This is a genomic window from Pseudomonas sp. BR20, assembly GCF_050780135.1.
GTDB lineage: Bacteria > Pseudomonadota > Gammaproteobacteria > Pseudomonadales > Pseudomonadaceae > Aquipseudomonas.
On record NZ_CP172012.1, the window covers coordinates 1,636,377 to 1,650,505 of the forward strand.

Annotated in this window: 16 protein-coding genes; 12 read left to right on the top strand and 4 right to left on the bottom strand. The window is 60.4% G+C overall.

The features are described from left to right. The first annotated feature begins 148 nt into the window (after positions 1-148). Together ftsB and ispD are read left to right on the top strand one after the other, a co-directional pair. A complete protein-coding gene (ftsB, locus tag ACHPFG_RS07360) occupies positions 149-427 on the top strand; it encodes a cell division protein FtsB (protein ID WP_003172294.1) in 279 nt (92 codons plus the stop codon). Beyond that, the gene (gene ispD / locus ACHPFG_RS07365) at positions 424-1,131 is read left to right on the top strand and encodes a 2-C-methyl-D-erythritol 4-phosphate cytidylyltransferase (RefSeq protein WP_431701964.1); all 708 of its coding nucleotides are present in this window, start codon (positions 424-426) and stop codon (positions 1,129-1,131) included. Before ftsB ends, ispD begins: the two co-directional genes overlap by 4 nt. On the opposite strand, the gene ACHPFG_RS07370 is transcribed toward ispD, so the two are convergent. Next, on the bottom strand, positions 1,132-2,028 hold the full coding sequence (locus ACHPFG_RS07370) for a LysR substrate-binding domain-containing protein (RefSeq protein ID WP_058425273.1): 897 nt from the start codon (positions 2,026-2,028) through the stop codon (positions 1,132-1,134). 109 nt (positions 2,029-2,137) lie between these two features. On the opposite strand from ACHPFG_RS07370, the gene ACHPFG_RS07375 reads away from it, so the two are divergent. The 8 genes from ACHPFG_RS07375 to rpoS all read left to right on the top strand — a co-directional run bounded on the left by ACHPFG_RS07375 (position 2,138) and on the right by rpoS (position 9,255). Then, a complete protein-coding gene (locus tag ACHPFG_RS07375; RefSeq protein WP_431701965.1) occupies positions 2,138-3,250 on the top strand; it encodes an S-(hydroxymethyl)glutathione dehydrogenase/class III alcohol dehydrogenase in 1,113 nt (370 codons plus the stop codon). 8 nt (positions 3,251-3,258) lie between these two features. Continuing rightward, positions 3,259-4,104 (top strand): S-formylglutathione hydrolase, encoded by an 846-nt coding sequence (fghA, locus tag ACHPFG_RS07380; RefSeq protein ID WP_431701966.1) that lies wholly within the window; start codon positions 3,259-3,261, stop codon positions 4,102-4,104. 54 nt (positions 4,105-4,158) lie between these two features. After that, positions 4,159-4,632 (top strand): 2-C-methyl-D-erythritol 2,4-cyclodiphosphate synthase, encoded by a 474-nt coding sequence (ispF, locus tag ACHPFG_RS07385; RefSeq protein ID WP_431701967.1) that lies wholly within the window; start codon positions 4,159-4,161, stop codon positions 4,630-4,632. After that, entirely contained in the window at positions 4,629-5,687 is a 1,059-nt protein-coding gene (gene truD, locus ACHPFG_RS07390) for a tRNA pseudouridine(13) synthase TruD (protein WP_431701968.1), read from the top strand. Before ispF ends, truD begins: the two co-directional genes overlap by 4 nt. After that, on the top strand, positions 5,675-6,424 hold the full coding sequence (surE, locus tag ACHPFG_RS07395; RefSeq protein ID WP_131697244.1) for a 5'/3'-nucleotidase SurE: 750 nt from the start codon (positions 5,675-5,677) through the stop codon (positions 6,422-6,424). Before truD ends, surE begins: the two co-directional genes overlap by 13 nt. 41 nt (positions 6,425-6,465) lie before the next feature. Further along, positions 6,466-7,101, top strand: a complete 636-nt coding sequence (locus ACHPFG_RS07400) for a protein-L-isoaspartate(D-aspartate) O-methyltransferase (protein WP_248083845.1) — start codon at positions 6,466-6,468, stop codon at positions 7,099-7,101. Positions 7,102-7,308: 207 nt separating this feature from the next. After that, positions 7,309-8,145, top strand: a complete 837-nt coding sequence (locus ACHPFG_RS07405) for a peptidoglycan DD-metalloendopeptidase family protein (protein WP_092487660.1) — start codon at positions 7,309-7,311, stop codon at positions 8,143-8,145. Between the two features lie 105 nt (positions 8,146-8,250). Continuing rightward, the gene (rpoS, locus tag ACHPFG_RS07410; protein WP_131697241.1) at positions 8,251-9,255 is read left to right on the top strand and encodes an RNA polymerase sigma factor RpoS; all 1,005 of its coding nucleotides are present in this window, start codon (positions 8,251-8,253) and stop codon (positions 9,253-9,255) included. Positions 9,256-9,466: 211 nt separating this feature from the next. Here rpoS and ACHPFG_RS07415 read toward each other — a convergent pair whose 3' ends face one another. Beyond that, positions 9,467-9,676, bottom strand: a complete 210-nt coding sequence (locus tag ACHPFG_RS07415) for a cold-shock protein (RefSeq protein WP_002554837.1) — start codon at positions 9,674-9,676, stop codon at positions 9,467-9,469. Positions 9,677-10,064: 388 nt separating this feature from the next. On the opposite strand from ACHPFG_RS07415, the gene dcd reads away from it, so the two are divergent. Further along, positions 10,065-10,631 carry a dCTP deaminase gene (dcd, locus tag ACHPFG_RS07420; RefSeq protein ID WP_003172320.1) on the top strand — a complete coding sequence of 189 codons (567 nt, stop codon included), beginning with the start codon at positions 10,065-10,067 and terminating at the stop codon, positions 10,629-10,631. A gap of 107 nt (positions 10,632-10,738) precedes the next feature. Further along, on the top strand, positions 10,739-10,939 hold the full coding sequence (locus ACHPFG_RS07425) for a hypothetical protein (RefSeq protein ID WP_027604457.1): 201 nt from the start codon (positions 10,739-10,741) through the stop codon (positions 10,937-10,939). A gap of 15 nt (positions 10,940-10,954) precedes the next feature. Here ACHPFG_RS07425 and pdeM read toward each other — a convergent pair whose 3' ends face one another. Then, positions 10,955-11,605 carry a ligase-associated DNA damage response endonuclease PdeM gene (pdeM, locus tag ACHPFG_RS07430; RefSeq protein WP_184744458.1) on the bottom strand — a complete coding sequence of 217 codons (651 nt, stop codon included), beginning with the start codon at positions 11,603-11,605 and terminating at the stop codon, positions 10,955-10,957. Beyond that, a complete protein-coding gene (locus ACHPFG_RS07435; protein WP_431701969.1) occupies positions 11,605-14,085 on the bottom strand; it encodes a ligase-associated DNA damage response DEXH box helicase in 2,481 nt (826 codons plus the stop codon). Before ACHPFG_RS07435 ends, pdeM begins: the two co-directional genes overlap by 1 nt. Between the last annotated feature and the right edge of the window lie 44 nt (positions 14,086-14,129).

The window sequence follows — 14,129 nt, forward strand, 5'->3', positions numbered from 1 at the left end:
CAGATTGCGTCGGAAAATTCACGATAGTGAACATTTCGGCGCTAATCTGATGGCTATCAAGCACAAGCCTGGTTTTTCCAGGCTTCGTGCTATCAGTTGCTGTAAAAGTTTTGCATGGCGTGTTTTTTCACTGGATACCCGATATTCGATGCGCAGTCCCAATTGGTTGTTCCTCGTCTTGCTCTTGTTGCTGGCTGGCCTGCAATACCGCCTATGGGTAGGTAATGGCAGCTTTGCGCAGGTAAAAGACTTGACCCAGCAAATTGCCGACCAGCACGCCGAGAACGAACGCCTGCTGGAGCGCAACCGCGTCCTCGATGCAGAGGTGCTTGAGCTGAAAAAGGGTACCGAGACCGTTGAAGAGCGGGCCCGTCATGAGTTGGGCATGGTCAAGGAGGGCGAAACCCTCTACCAGTTGGCTCAATGAGTTACCGTTTGCCGGCCTTCTGGGCCGTGATACCTGCCGCGGGCGTCGGTGCCCGTATGGTCGCGGACCGTCCCAAGCAATACTTGCAGTTGGGCGGGCGCACTATTCTCGAACACAGCCTTGGCTGTTTTCTCGACCACCCCAGCCTCAAGGGGTTGGTGGTCAGTCTTGCTGTTGATGATCCGTATTGGCCCAGCCTGGCGTGTGCCGCAGACCCGCGTATCCAACGTGCGGACGGTGGTTCGGAGCGCTCGGGTTCGGTGCTCAATGCGCTGCTGCAACTCAATGTCCTGGGCGCCAGCGATGACGATTGGGTGTTGGTGCATGATGCGGCGCGGCCTAACCTGAGCCGTGATGACCTCGACAAGTTGCTGGCCGAGTTGGCGGACGATCCGGTAGGCGGCTTGCTGGCTGTGCCGGCCCGCGACACCCTCAAGCGCGTCGACAAGCAGGGGCGGGTGGTGGAAACCGTCGACCGCAGCTTGATCTGGCAGGCCTACACGCCGCAGATGTTCCGCCTGGGGGCCTTGCATCGCGCGTTGGCTGACAGCCTGGTGGCCGAAGCGCTGATCACCGATGAAGCCTCAGCCATGGAATGGTCTGGACAGGCGCCGCGTTTGATCGAAGGGCGATCGGACAATATCAAGGTGACCCGGCCGGAAGACCTGGAGTGGCTGCGGTTGCGTTGGGCGAATCGTCGTTAATCAACTGCTGTACTCCGGCCGCTCGGCCAACCCCTCTTTCAAGAAATCCACCAACTTCCTGACCTTCGGCGACAAGTGCCGTTGTTGCGGATACAGCGCCCACACCGCCGTATTCGGCGGCTGATGCGCCTCCAGCAGCGACACCAATGCGCCGCTGTGCAGGTGCTCCAGCACGTAATAGTCGGGCAGTTGACACAACCCCACCCCTTGCAGCGCCGCATCCAAAACCGCTTGCCCACTGTTGCAGCGCCAGTTGCCCTGTACCCGTTGGGAAAATTCCCGCCCGTCCTGGGCCAATTGCCAAATATCCGAGCTGCCGATCAGGCAGTTATGCCGACTCAACTCCGACAAGCTGTGTGGGCGTCCGTACCGGGCCAGGTAGGACGGCGACGCGCACAGGTACATGCGCCGAGGCGCGAGGCGGCTGGCGACCATGCGCGAATCCTGCAAGCGTCCCAGGCGAATCGCCAGGTCGAGGCCTTCGTGCACCAGATCCAGTTGGCGGTTGCTCAGTTCGATATCCACCCGCAATTGCGGGTACAGGCCCATGAACCGCGTCACCAGTGGCACGATGAAACGTTCGCCATAGGCCACCGCGCAGGTCATGCGCAACATCCCTTTCGGTTCGCTGGTGAGGTCACCCACGGCGCGCAGGGCTTCTTCGCGGCCGTCCTGTAAGCGCTGGCAATGTTGCAGAAATGTCTGACCCGCTTCAGTCAGGGTCACCTTCCGGGTGCTGCGATACAGCAACCGTGTTTGCAGGCGCTCTTCCAGGCGTGCCACCTGGCGGCTGATGTGGGACGAAGACACACCCAGTCGCTCGGCAGCCGCCGTAAATTGGCTGCATTCGGCGACGGCAACGAATTCATCGATGCCTTCCCAGCGGTTCTCCAGCATGGCGATTATCCCTGTATAGCAATAAAGTTTTGCTTTTGCCTGGATTATTAATCATGGAGGCATGTTTTACACTCTCTCCATCAGCTTTTAACTCCCTGGAGAAACCTGGATGATCAAGTCCCGCGCTGCCGTTGCCTTTGAAGCCAAGAAACCCCTCGAGATCGTGGAAGTCGATGTGGCCATGCCCAAGGCGGGCGAAGTGCTGTTGCGTGTGGTCGCCTCCGGGGTTTGCCACACTGACGCCTACACCCTGTCTGGCGCTGACCCGGAAGGCATCTTCCCGTCCATCCTTGGTCATGAAGGCGGTGCGGTGGTCGAAGCCGTCGGTGAAGGCGTGACTTCGGTGGCGGTGGGCGACCATGTGATCCCGCTGTACACCCCGGAGTGCGGCAAGTGCAAATTCTGCCTGTCGGGTAAGACCAACCTGTGTCAGGCCATTCGTTCCACCCAAGGCAAAGGCCTGATGCCGGATGGCACCACGCGTTTCTCCTACAAGGGTCAGCCGATTTTCCACTACATGGGCACCTCGACGTTCTCCGAGTACACCGTGCTGCCGGAAATTTCCGTCGCCAAGATTCCTAAAGAAGCACCGCTGGAGAAGGTCTGTCTGCTCGGCTGCGGCGTCACCACCGGCATCGGTGCTGTGATCAACACCGCCAAGGTCAAGCCGGGCGACACCGTGGCCATCTTCGGTCTCGGCGGTATCGGCCTGTCAGCCGTGATCGGTGCGGTCAAGGCCAAGGCCGGCCGTATCATTGCGATTGACATCAACCCGGCCAAGTTCGAGATCGCCAAGCAACTGGGCGCCACCGACTGCATCAACCCGAAAGACTATGACCGCCCGATTCAGGACGTGATTGTCGATTTGACTGACGGCGGCGTGGACTTTTCCTTCGAGTGCATCGGCAACGTGCAACTGATGCGTGCCGCGCTCGAGTGCTGCCACAAGGGTTGGGGCGAGTCGGTGATCATCGGCGTTGCCGGTGCTGGCCAGGAAATCTCCACCCGTCCATTCCAGCTGGTGACCGGTCGCGTCTGGCGTGGCTCGGCGTTCGGTGGCGTACGCGGCCGTACTGAATTGCCAAGCTACGTGGAAATGGCCCAGACCGGCGAGATTCCGCTGGACACGTTCATCACCCACACCATGGGCCTGGAAGACATCAACAAAGCGTTTGACCTGATGCATGAAGGCAAGAGCATTCGTACCGTCATCCACTTCTGAGGTCGGCCATGAGTCTGGAAAACCTGTCGTGCCAGAAGAGCTTCGGCGGCTGGCATAAACGCTACAAGCATCACTCGGATGTGCTCGGCTGCGACATGACCTTCGCCGTCTACCTGCCGCCGCAAGCGGAGCAGGGCGGCAAGCTGCCGGTGCTGTACTGGCTGTCCGGCCTGACCTGCACCGATGAGAACTTCATGCAGAAAGCCGGTGCCCAGCGCATGGCGGCGGAGCTGGGGTTGATCATCGTGGCGCCGGACACCAGCCCGCGTGGGCCAGGTGTACCGGGCGACCCGGATAACGCCTGGGATTTCGGCCTGGGCGCAGGGTTTTACCTGAATGCCACGCAGGAGCCGTGGGCCAAGCACTATCGGATGCATGACTACGTGGTGCAGGAATTGCCGGCATTGGTTGAAGCGCATTTCCCGGCTTCGGACAAACGCGGCATCAGTGGCCACTCCATGGGCGGCCACGGTGCGTTGGTGTGTGCCTTGCGCAACCCCGGGCGTTACCTGTCGGTGTCGGCGTTTTCGCCGATCAACAACCCGATGGATTGCCCGTGGGGCCAGAAAGCCTTCTCCCGTTATCTGGGAGAAGAACGCGCCAAATGGCGCGAATGGGATGCCTGTGTGCTGATCGGCGAAGCCTCGGAAAAGCTGCCACTGCTGGTGGATCAGGGCGACCGCGACGATTTCCTCGCGGTGCAGCTCAAGCCCGAAGCCTTGCAGCAAGCGGCCAAGGCGGCGAACCATCCACTGGAACTGCGCCTGCAGCCTGGCTACGACCACAGCTACTTCTTTATCGCCAGCTTCATCGAAGACCATTTGCGACATCATGGGCGTGCTTTGCTCGGTTAATGTGAGGCAAAAGTAGGTAGAATCACGCCCTGAATTAAATCGGGGCGTTTTTTTATGCGTATTGGCCACGGCTACGATGTGCACCGTTTCGCTGAAGGCGATTTCATCACCCTGGGCGGCGTGCGCATTGCGCACCACCATGGGTTGCTGGCTCATTCCGACGGCGACGTTGTATTGCATGCCTTGAGCGATGCCTTGCTCGGCGCGGCGGCGCTGGGCGATATCGGCAAGCACTTTCCGGATACCGATCCCACCTTCAAGGGCGCGGACAGCCGTGTCTTGCTGCGCCATGTGGTTGGCCTGATCCATGCCAAGGGCTGGAAGGTCGGTAACGTCGATAACACCATCGTGGCCCAGGCGCCAAAAATGTCCCCGCATATCGAATCCATGCGCGCACTGATTGCCGCAGACCTGCAAATTGAATTGGATCAAGTCAACGTGAAAGCCACCACCACCGAAAAGCTCGGGTTCACCGGTCGTGAAGAGGGCATCGCGGTGCACTCCGTCGCCTTGTTGCTGTGCGCATGAACGACCTGCAACTGCTGGGCCCGCGTGCCTATGGCGAGGCCCTGGGCAGCGCGGTTCTGAAGGCCACGGCTGAAGATTTCCAGGTCGACGAAGTACTCGATATTCCGTTCACCGGCGAAGGCGAGCACCTGTGGTTGTGGGTTGAGAAGCGCGGGCTCAATACCGAGGAAGCCGCGCGGCGTATCGCCAAGGCGGCTGGCGTGCCGTTGCGCACCGTCAGCTATGCCGGGCTCAAGGATCGTCAGGCGTTGACCCGCCAGTGGTTCAGCGTACAACTGCCGGGCAAGGCCGATCCGGACATGAGCGGTGCGGAAAACGACACCCTCAAGATCCTGAAAACCGCCCGCCACAAGCGCAAGCTGCAGCGTGGCGCGCACTCGGCCAACGGTTTTACCTTGCGCCTGACCCAATTGGCCGGTGATACCGCCGCCATCGACGCGCGGCTGAAATTGATTGCCCAGTACGGCATTCCCAACTATTTCGGCACCCAGCGTTTTGGCCACAACGGTGGCAATGTCGTCGACGCGCGGGAATGGGCGGCGCGCAAGGCCCTCCCGGAGCAGCGCAATGTGCGTTCGCGGTTGTTGTCAACCGCGCGTAGCTTCCTGTTCAACAAAGTGCTGGCGGCGCGCGTCGCCGACGGTTCCTGGCAGCGCGCGCAAGTGGGCGATCTGTTGGCGTTCACCGACAGTCGCAGCTTTTTTCCGGCGGGGGAGGCTGAGTGCAGCGACCCGCGCCTGGCGATCCTGGACCTTCACCCCACCGGCCCGCAGTGGGGCGAGGGTGATTCTCCGGCGACAGGCGTCACGTTTGAGTTGGAGCAGGCGGTTGCCGCCGGTGAAGCCGACCTGCGTGATTGGCTGGTGAATGCCGGCATGAGCCAGGAACGTCGCATTCTGCGACTGCCCATTGGCGGGTTGACGTGGCATTATCCCGGGCCTGACATTCTGCAATTGGAATTCGTCCTGCCGGCCGGATGCTTCGCCACTGTCTTGGTGCGCGAGCTTGTTGATCTGGTGCCGGTGGGGCAGACGGACAGCCCATGCGTATTCTGATATCAAACGATGACGGTGCCACCGCACCCGGTCTTGCCGCGCTCTATGGTGCGCTGGAAGGTTACGCCGAGTGCGTGGTGGTTGCCCCCGACCAGGACAAGAGCGGCGCCAGCAGTTCGCTGACGCTCGACCGTCCGCTGCACCCGCAGGTTCTGGCCAATGGCTTTATCAGTGTGAACGGCACCCCCACCGACTGCGTGCACCTGGCGATCAACAGCCTGTTGGATCACGAGCCGGACCTGGTGGTGTCGGGCATCAACCTCGGCGCCAACCTGGGCGACGACGTGCTGTATTCCGGTACGGTGGCGGCGGCGCTTGAAGGGCGCTTCCTCGGCCGGACCTCGTTTGCATTTTCGTTGGCATCGCGCCAATTGGACAACTTGCCCACCGCGGCCTATTTCGCACGCAAGCTGGTGGAGGCCCATGGCTCCCTGGACCTGCCGCCGCGCACGGTGCTCAACGTCAATATTCCCAATTTGCCCCTCGACCACATTCGCGGCATCCAGCTTACGCGCCTGGGCCATCGCGCCCGTGCGGCAGCACCGTTGAAGGTGGTCGACCCGCGTGGCAAGGAAGGCTATTGGATCGCGGCAGCGGGCGATGCCGAAGACGGTGGCCCAGGCACGGACTTTCACGCGGTGATGCAAGGCTATGTGTCGATTACCCCGTTGCAACTTGATCGCACCTTCAGTGATGCCTTCAGTAGTCTCGATGGCTGGCTGGAGGGGCTGCGCTGATGGCTCGTGAACAAGACGACCTGCTGCGCCGGGGCATCGGGATGACCTCCCAGCGCACCCGTGAGCGTTTGATCCAGCGCCTGTACGAAGAGGGGCTTTCCAACGCCCAGGTGTTGGAAGTGATCCGGCGTACGCCTCGGCACCTCTTTGTCGATGAAGCCTTGGCCCATCGTGCCTATGAAGACACGGCATTGCCCATCGGCCATAACCAGACCATCTCCCAGCCTTATATGGTTGCGCGCATGAGTGAGCTGCTGCTGGCGGCGGGGCCGTTGGACAAGGTGCTGGAGATCGGCACTGGTTCCGGCTACCAGACGGCCGTGCTGTCGCAACTGGTGGAGCGGGTGTTCTCGGTGGAGCGCATCAAGGTGCTGCAGGATCGCGCCAAGGAACGCCTGGTGGAGCTGAACCTGCGCAACGTGGTATTCCGCTGGGGCGATGGTTGGGAAGGGTGGCCGGCACTGGCGCCGTACAACGGGATTATCGTCACCGCCGTGGCCACTGATGTTCCGCAAGCGTTGCTCGACCAGCTGGCCCCGGGCGGGCGCCTGGTCATCCCGGTGGGGTCCGGTGAAGTGCAACAATTGATGCTTATTGTCCGTGAAGAGAATGGCTTTTCCCGACATGTATTGGGGGCCGTACGATTTGTTCCGTTACTCAACGGCCCGCTGGCCTGATCATTTCACGCTGGCAGTGAATTCTGTCGGTGAGGATGTGTCTTACGGCGGGGTCTATCAAATCAACATGATGGGCAGATCGATTCAACGCACTGAATGATTCGTTTCAGTCGCGTGACGGTAAAACTTCAATGCCCAGTTATACTTGCGTCATATTTCAAGCCTGATACAGGCGTTCATGTTCAGCCACCACAAAGGGAGCGGCGGGTGAGTCTCACAGGTCTTGCGCAGCGTATGAGTAAAACAAGTTTTCAGCGACTGGTGCTTGGCCTTGTCTTTGGTTCCCTTCTGGTAGGGTGCTCCAGCTCGCCAAGCAGCGGTGCGCGGGTCGTTGACCGCAATAACGCCGCGCCGCAAAAGCCGACGGTAACGACCGGGCAATATGTGGTGCGCAAGGGCGACACGCTGTTCTCGATCGCCTTCCGATATGGCTGGGACTACAAGGCGCTCGCAGCCCGTAACAATATTCCCGTGCCTTACACGATACATCCGGGTCAGACGATTCGCTTTGACGGTCGCACCGGTTCTACCCCTACGGCAGTTGTGACAAACACCGGATCTTCGCCGTCGTCTTCGAGCAAAACCACCATCATCACCCGGCCTGCCGGTACCGCTTCGCCGAGTGTTGCGAACAAGCCGGCACCCGCGCCGTTGCCCCCTGCAGGGCCTGCGCCGACCGGTTGGGGATGGCCCTCAAATGGAGTGTTAATTGGGAAATTCTCTTCAAACGGCAGTTTGAATAAAGGCATTGATATTGCCGGGGATTTGGGACAGCCTGTTTTAGCTGCGTCTGATGGGACGGTGGTGTACGCCGGGAGTGGTTTGCGGGGCTACGGCGAGCTGGTCATCATCAAACACAGCGATACCTACGTCAGTGCTTACGGCCACAACCGTAGGCTGTTGGTTCGGGAGGGGCAGCAAGTCAAAGTCGGACAGACAATTGCCGAAATGGGGTCAACTGGTACAGACCGGGTGAAACTGCACTTTGAGATTCGCCGTCAAGGGAAGCCTGTAGATCCGCTGCAATTCCTACCCCGTCGTTGATGTGTTGCACAGCCTGTTCCTCGCGTAGAAGGAACAGGCTCCAGCGTTGCCAAGGATAAAGGCGTCGCTTGAGCTTGAGGTCGAACTCACCAAAGGACTATAACAATGGCTCTCAGTAAAGAAGCGCCGGAGTTTGACATCGACGATGAGGTTCTCCTTATGGAGACCGGTATCGCTACGGAATCGATGTCGAATGAGGGACCTGCTGTACCTTCAGTTCGCACCAAATCCAAGAACTCCACCGCGTTAAAGCAACACAAATACATTGATTACACGCGGGCGCTCGATGCGACCCAGTTGTACCTCAATGAAATCGGCTTTTCCCCTCTGCTGACCCCCGAAGAAGAAGTCCATTTTGCGCGCTTATCGCAAAAGGGGGATCCGGCTGGGCGCAAGCGCATGATTGAAAGCAACCTGCGCCTGGTGGTGAAAATCGCCCGACGCTACGTCAATCGTGGGCTGTCCTTGTTGGACCTGATCGAGGAGGGCAACCTGGGCTTGATCCGGGCTGTGGAGAAGTTCGACCCTGAGCGGGGCTTCCGCTTCTCGACCTATGCTACCTGGTGGATTCGCCAGACCATCGAACGGGCGATCATGAATCAGACCCGCACGATCCGGTTGCCGATCCATGTGGTCAAGGAGCTCAACGTCTACCTGCGGGCAGCGCGCGAGCTCACTCAAAAACTCGATCATGAACCCTCGCCCGAAGAAATCGCCAACTTGCTGGAAAAACCGGTAGGGGAGGTCAAGCGCATGCTTGGTCTTAACGAGCGGGTGTCTTCGGTCGACGTCTCGCTGGGTCCGGATTCGGATAAAACCCTGCTGGACACCCTGACGGATGATCGTCCTACGGATCCTTGCGAGCTGCTGCAGGACGTTGATCTTTCCCAAAGCATTGACCAGTGGCTGTCGGAACTCACTGACAAACAGCGTGAGGTGGTGATTCGCCGCTTTGGCCTGCGTGGTCATGAGAGCAGCACGCTGGAGGACGTAGGCCTGGAGATCGGCCTGACCCGTGAGCGGGTGCGGCAAATCCAGGTGGAAGGGCTCAAGCGCTTGCGCGAGATTCTGGAGAAGAATGGCCTGTCGAGTGAGTCGTTGTTTCAATAACGACACAGCTTGAATGCTTGAATGTGGGAGGGGGCTTGCCCCCGATAGCAGTGTGTCAGTCAATGCAAGTATCGACTGCTACGCCGCCATCGGGAGAAAGCCCCCTCCCACATTTTTTGTGTCAGGTATCAAATGGGTGTTAATACCAAATTCCAGGCATAAAAAAACCCCGCTTTTAAGGGCGGGGTCTTTTCGACTAAGTCAGTACAAGTTAGATAACTTGAACTTCTTCAGCTTGCATGCCTTTCTGACCGCGGGTAGCGATGAAAGAAACCTGTTGGCCTTCTTTCAGGCTTTTGAAGCCGTCGGATTGGATAGCTTTGAAGTGAACGAACAGGTCGTCACCGGATTGTGGAGTGATGAAGCCGAAGCCTTTTTCATCGTTGAACCACTTAACGGTACCAGTTTGGCGATTAGACATGGTGTATCTCCTTGGACAAAGTTAACTGCGACTCAGGAAAAGCCCTGGCCGAGACTGAGTGCAAAGAGCAGGAAAAATTCTTGGAGATGGTTGGATCGAAATTCAACATATCGTGTAGAGATTCTCAGTGACACAAGCAGCACAGTGGCGCCACCTTAACCCTTTTTCCGGGACGTGCCAATGGTATTTCCGAAGGTTTCTCTATTTTCGTGACTGGCGGTGGTATTTACAGGCGCCGGTTGCGGCAATACGGGGCCCGGCCCCGCTGGCTGAACCTTATAGCTGCCGGCACATTCATCAAGAAAAGATCCACGCCCTTTGAACCCCAACGCCGGCCCCGGTAAGATGCCACACAGATTTTTCCACCTCGCTATTCAGGACACCCGCCATGAGCATCAAATCGGACAAGTGGATTCGCCGCATGGCGCAAGAGCACGGCATGATCGAGCCCTTCGTTGAGCGCCAGATTCGTGGCGAAGGCGATGACCGCGTGATCTCGTACGGCGTTTCCAGCTACGGCTACGATGTGCGTTGCGCCGATGAGTTCAAGGTGTTCACCAACATCAACTCGGCGATCGTCGATCCGAAGAACTTTGACGAAAAGAGCTTCGTCGACGTGAAAAGCGACGTGTGCATTATCCCGCCCAACTCCTTTGCCCTGGCACGCACCGTGGAGTTCTTCCGTATCCCCCGCGACGTGCTGACCATTTGCCTGGGTAAAAGCACCTACGCGCGTTGCGGCATTATCGTCAACGTGACGCCGCTTGAGCCTGAGTGGGAAGGCCACGTGACCCTGGAGTTCTCCAACACCACCACCCTGCCTGCGAAGATCTACGCCAACGAAGGCGTGGCGCAGATGCTGTTCCTGCAGTCTGACGAGGCCTGTGAAGTGTCCTACAAAGACCGGGCCGGCAAGTACCAGGGCCAGCGCGGCGTCACCTTGCCACGCGCTTGATCGAAAGGTCCTACGCGTAAAGGGAATTAGTCCGCAGAAAGTGACTCTATTGGGTGTACTGCCTCGGTGCGTGCAAAACGCGCCGAGCCACGCTTGAGGAGTGCCTTATGAAGATTGACCCGCGAATCAGCGCAGAACTTGCCCGGCTTGAACCCAACCAGATTGGCGTTCTGGCCTGGTCCCTGATGGCCGACCCCGCGTATGCGGGCGGTATCCCCGGCCAACCTGATGAAGATTGGCCCCAGCAGCCCACCGAGCCCGGTGAGCCAACCCTTCCGGATGAGCCGCCTCCCGCGCCGGTCGCCTGAGGCACGGAAGGCGGGTCAGCGAACCTGCCACACCTGGTGATCGCCGATGACAAAGATTCGGTGGTCATTGTCCTGATCGACTGCATACCCCCCGGTAAACGCCCCAAACGCCGGTAGCAGGCTGACGCGCGTGCCGAACTGAAAGCACGGCAGGCGCAGGCTCTGCCGGCCCTTGCCGCGCAAGCGATACACCGGGTGCACATGCCCCGCCAGCACATGGTGGCTGGCATGGGCGTGCGGTTCGTGTTGCAGGGCGAAAGGCCCCATCAGCAGTGGCTCCGGCACTACGTCGATCCTCAAGTCAGCCGGTGGGTCGCCCGCGCGTTTATCGTGATTACCGCGAATCAAGGTCATCGACAGGTCGCAATGACGTGCTCGCCAGGCTCTCAAGGCGCTGAGGGTACCGCTGGCGTGGGAGCCGGGCCCATGCAGGAAGTCGCCGAGAAAGATCACGTGTGCGCACGGCACGGCCGCCAACAGCCGATCCAGGCGCTGCAGGTTCTCGGTGGTGGTGCCTTGCGGTACCGGCTGGCCCAGGCTGCGGTAGGCCGATGCCTTGCCAAAGTGTGCATCGGCGATCAGCAGGCACTCGCGCCCCGGCCAGTAGAGCGCCTTATCCGCCAACAGCCACAATTCTTCGCCCTCCAGCGTGACTGAGCACACCATCAGCGTTTGCCGTTATCGGCGACTTTTTCCAAGTCCTTGACCATCCGCGCAATGCGCTCCGAGAGTTTTTCCGAACTCATGCTTTCGCGCATCCGTTCTACCAGCAGCGGGAAGGCCAGGGGTGTAGGACGTTCAATTACATGCAAGTCCAGTGTCAGCGCCGAGAGGCGAAGCAAGGTCTCTTCCAGCCGACGAATATCCAGCTCATCGCGCAGGACTTCTTCACCCGCCTGGGCCAGCAACAGGTTCTGCGGGTCATATTGCTTGAACACCTCAAAGAACAGCCCGCTGGAAGCTTGCACTTGGCGCGTGCTTTTCGGCGCGCCGGGGTAACCGGCAAACACCAGCCCGGCGATACGCGCAATCTCGCGAAAGCGGCGCAGGGCCAGTTCTCCGGCGTTCAGGCTGGCTGCCACGTCTGCCAACAACTGCTTCGGGCTCAATAGCGCCTCATTCAGTAAGCGTGGCCAATCCACCTCGGTGGCGCTGAGCAACTCCAAGCCGTAATCGTTGACGGCAATCGAGAATGTCACAGGCTGCTGCTGGCTGACCCGCCACGCCAATAGGCTCGCCAGCCCCAGGTGCACCTGGCGGCCGGCAAACGGGTAGAGGAACAGGTGCCAGCCCTCCCGCGATTTCAAGGCTTCGGCCAGCAAGTGTGTGCGCGTCGGCAAGCCGGACCAGCGCAACTGCGTCTGCAGCAGCGGTTGCACCGCCTGCATTTCCGGGCCCTCGTAGAGCCCGTGCGCCGCCGCATCGAAGCGCTCCACCACGGCTTGGGCCAGCTCATTGGAAAGGGGCATGCGCCCGCCATTCCAGCGCGGTACCGCGGCTTTTTTGGCGCTGCTGCGGCGCACATAGGCGGTCATGTTTTCCACTCGCACCAATTCCAGCAGGCGGCCGGCAAACAAGAAGCCATCACCCGGCTTGAGCCGTGCAATAAAGCCTTCTTCAACGCTGCCCAGGTTCTTGCCGCCGCCGCCCTTGCTCCAGAATTTCAGCTGGATGCTGGCGTCGCTGACAATGGTGCCCACGCTCATGCGATGGCGGCGCGCAAGTCGGGCATCGGGAACACGCCAGATGCCATGCTCGTCCGGCTCCACGCGGCGGTAATCCGGGTAAGCGGTCAGCGATAAGCCGCCATGCCGTACAAAGCCCAGGGCCCAGGCCCAATCGGCCTCGGTGAGGTCACGATAGGCCCAGGCGCCACGGACCTCCGCCAGCAGCGCCTGCGGCGTAAAGCCACCGCCGAGGGCCATGCTCACCAAATGTTGTACGAGCACATCCAGCGGCTTGTGGGGCGATTCGCGGGCTTCGATACGCCGCTCTGCAATGGCGTCCTGGGCCGCAGCGGCTTCCACCAGTTCCAGGCTGTGGGTCGGCACCAGGGTCACCCGCGACGGCCGTCCGGGTGCATGACCCGAGCGCCCGGCGCGTTGCATCAGACGCGCCACGCCTTTGGCCGAGCCGATTTGCAGCACGCGCTCCACCGGTAAAAAATCCACCCCCAGGTCCAGGCTGGATGTGCACACCACTGCCTTCAGCTGACCGTCTTTCAACGCCCGCTCCACCCAGTCGCGGGTCTCGCGGGACAGCGAGCCATGGTGCAGGGCAATCACCCCGGCCCAATCGGGCCGCGTCTCCAGCAACGCCTGATACCAGATTTCCGACTGCGCCCGCGTGTTGGTAAACACCAGGCAACTGCTGCTGGCGTCGACTTCGGCGACCACCTGCGGCAGCATCTTCAAGCCGATATGCCCGGCCCACGGAAACCGCTCGGCGGTGGGCGGCAGCAAGGTGTCGACGTGCAACTGCTTGGCCGTTTGCCCCTGTACATTAATCCCGTCCCCTTGTGGGACCAGCACCTCCAAGGCATGGGACTGGTTCCCGAGGGTGGCCGAAATGCCCCAGACCATCAGTTCGGGGTGCCAGCGCCGCAGACGCGCCAACGCCAGTTGCAACTGCACGCCGCGCTTGTTGCCGATCAGCTCATGCCATTCATCCACCACCACCATGCGCAGGTGCGCCAGGCTCGTTTCGCTGTCGGCGCGGGCGAGCATCAGGGTCAGGCTTTCCGGGGTGGTGACCAGCGCGGTGGGCTGGCGTCGGGTTTGCCGGGCGCGTTCGCTGCTGCTGGTGTCGCCGGTGCGCAGGCCGACGCTCCAGGGAATCTGCAAGGCCTCGAGCGGCGCTTCGAGGGCGCGTGCGGTATCGGCGGCCAACGCACGCATGGGCGTGATCCACAGCACAGTGAGCGGCTCTGCCGGTGGTTTACGTTTACCGGAGGCCGGCGGGCGGGTGGTGGCGAAACGATTGAGGGCGGCAAACCACAGGGCGTAGGTTTTGCCGGCGCCGGTGCTGGCGTGCAGCAAGCCCGACTGGCCGTCCTTGACCGCCGTCCATACGTCTTTCTGGAAGGCGAACGGCTTCCAGCCTTTGGCGGCAAACCACGTTTTGGCGAAGTCGAGGGGTTTTGCCATGCGGCAGCAAACGCTCTGGAGGGTCTATTCCACAGACCCTCCAG

What these genes read in the sequence shown, in the direction of transcription:
- ispF (WP_431701967.1), top strand. Translation starts at nt 4,159, where the DNA reads ATGCGTATTGGCCACGGCTACGATGTGCACCGTTTCGCTGAAGGCGAT.
- ftsB (WP_003172294.1), top strand. Translation starts at nt 149, where the DNA reads ATGCGCAGTCCCAATTGGTTGTTCCTCGTCTTGCTCTTGTTGCTGGCT.
- rpoS (WP_131697241.1), top strand. Translation starts at nt 8,251, where the DNA reads ATGGCTCTCAGTAAAGAAGCGCCGGAGTTTGACATCGACGATGAGGTT.
- ACHPFG_RS07435 (WP_431701969.1), bottom strand. Translation starts at nt 14,085, where the DNA reads ATGGCAAAACCCCTCGACTTCGCCAAAACGTGGTTTGCCGCCAAAGGC.
- ispD (WP_431701964.1), top strand. Translation starts at nt 424, where the DNA reads ATGAGTTACCGTTTGCCGGCCTTCTGGGCCGTGATACCTGCCGCGGGC.
- ACHPFG_RS07370 (WP_058425273.1), bottom strand. Translation starts at nt 2,028, where the DNA reads ATGCTGGAGAACCGCTGGGAAGGCATCGATGAATTCGTTGCCGTCGCC.
- surE (WP_131697244.1), top strand. Translation starts at nt 5,675, where the DNA reads ATGCGTATTCTGATATCAAACGATGACGGTGCCACCGCACCCGGTCTT.
- pdeM (WP_184744458.1), bottom strand. Translation starts at nt 11,605, where the DNA reads ATGGTGTGCTCAGTCACGCTGGAGGGCGAAGAATTGTGGCTGTTGGCG.
- dcd (WP_003172320.1), top strand. Translation starts at nt 10,065, where the DNA reads ATGAGCATCAAATCGGACAAGTGGATTCGCCGCATGGCGCAAGAGCAC.
- fghA (WP_431701966.1), top strand. Translation starts at nt 3,259, where the DNA reads ATGAGTCTGGAAAACCTGTCGTGCCAGAAGAGCTTCGGCGGCTGGCAT.
- truD (WP_431701968.1), top strand. Translation starts at nt 4,629, where the DNA reads ATGAACGACCTGCAACTGCTGGGCCCGCGTGCCTATGGCGAGGCCCTG.
- ACHPFG_RS07415 (WP_002554837.1), bottom strand. Translation starts at nt 9,676, where the DNA reads ATGTCTAATCGCCAAACTGGTACCGTTAAGTGGTTCAACGATGAAAAA.
- ACHPFG_RS07400 (WP_248083845.1), top strand. Translation starts at nt 6,466, where the DNA reads ATGACCTCCCAGCGCACCCGTGAGCGTTTGATCCAGCGCCTGTACGAA.
- ACHPFG_RS07375 (WP_431701965.1), top strand. Translation starts at nt 2,138, where the DNA reads ATGATCAAGTCCCGCGCTGCCGTTGCCTTTGAAGCCAAGAAACCCCTC.
- ACHPFG_RS07425 (WP_027604457.1), top strand. Translation starts at nt 10,739, where the DNA reads ATGAAGATTGACCCGCGAATCAGCGCAGAACTTGCCCGGCTTGAACCC.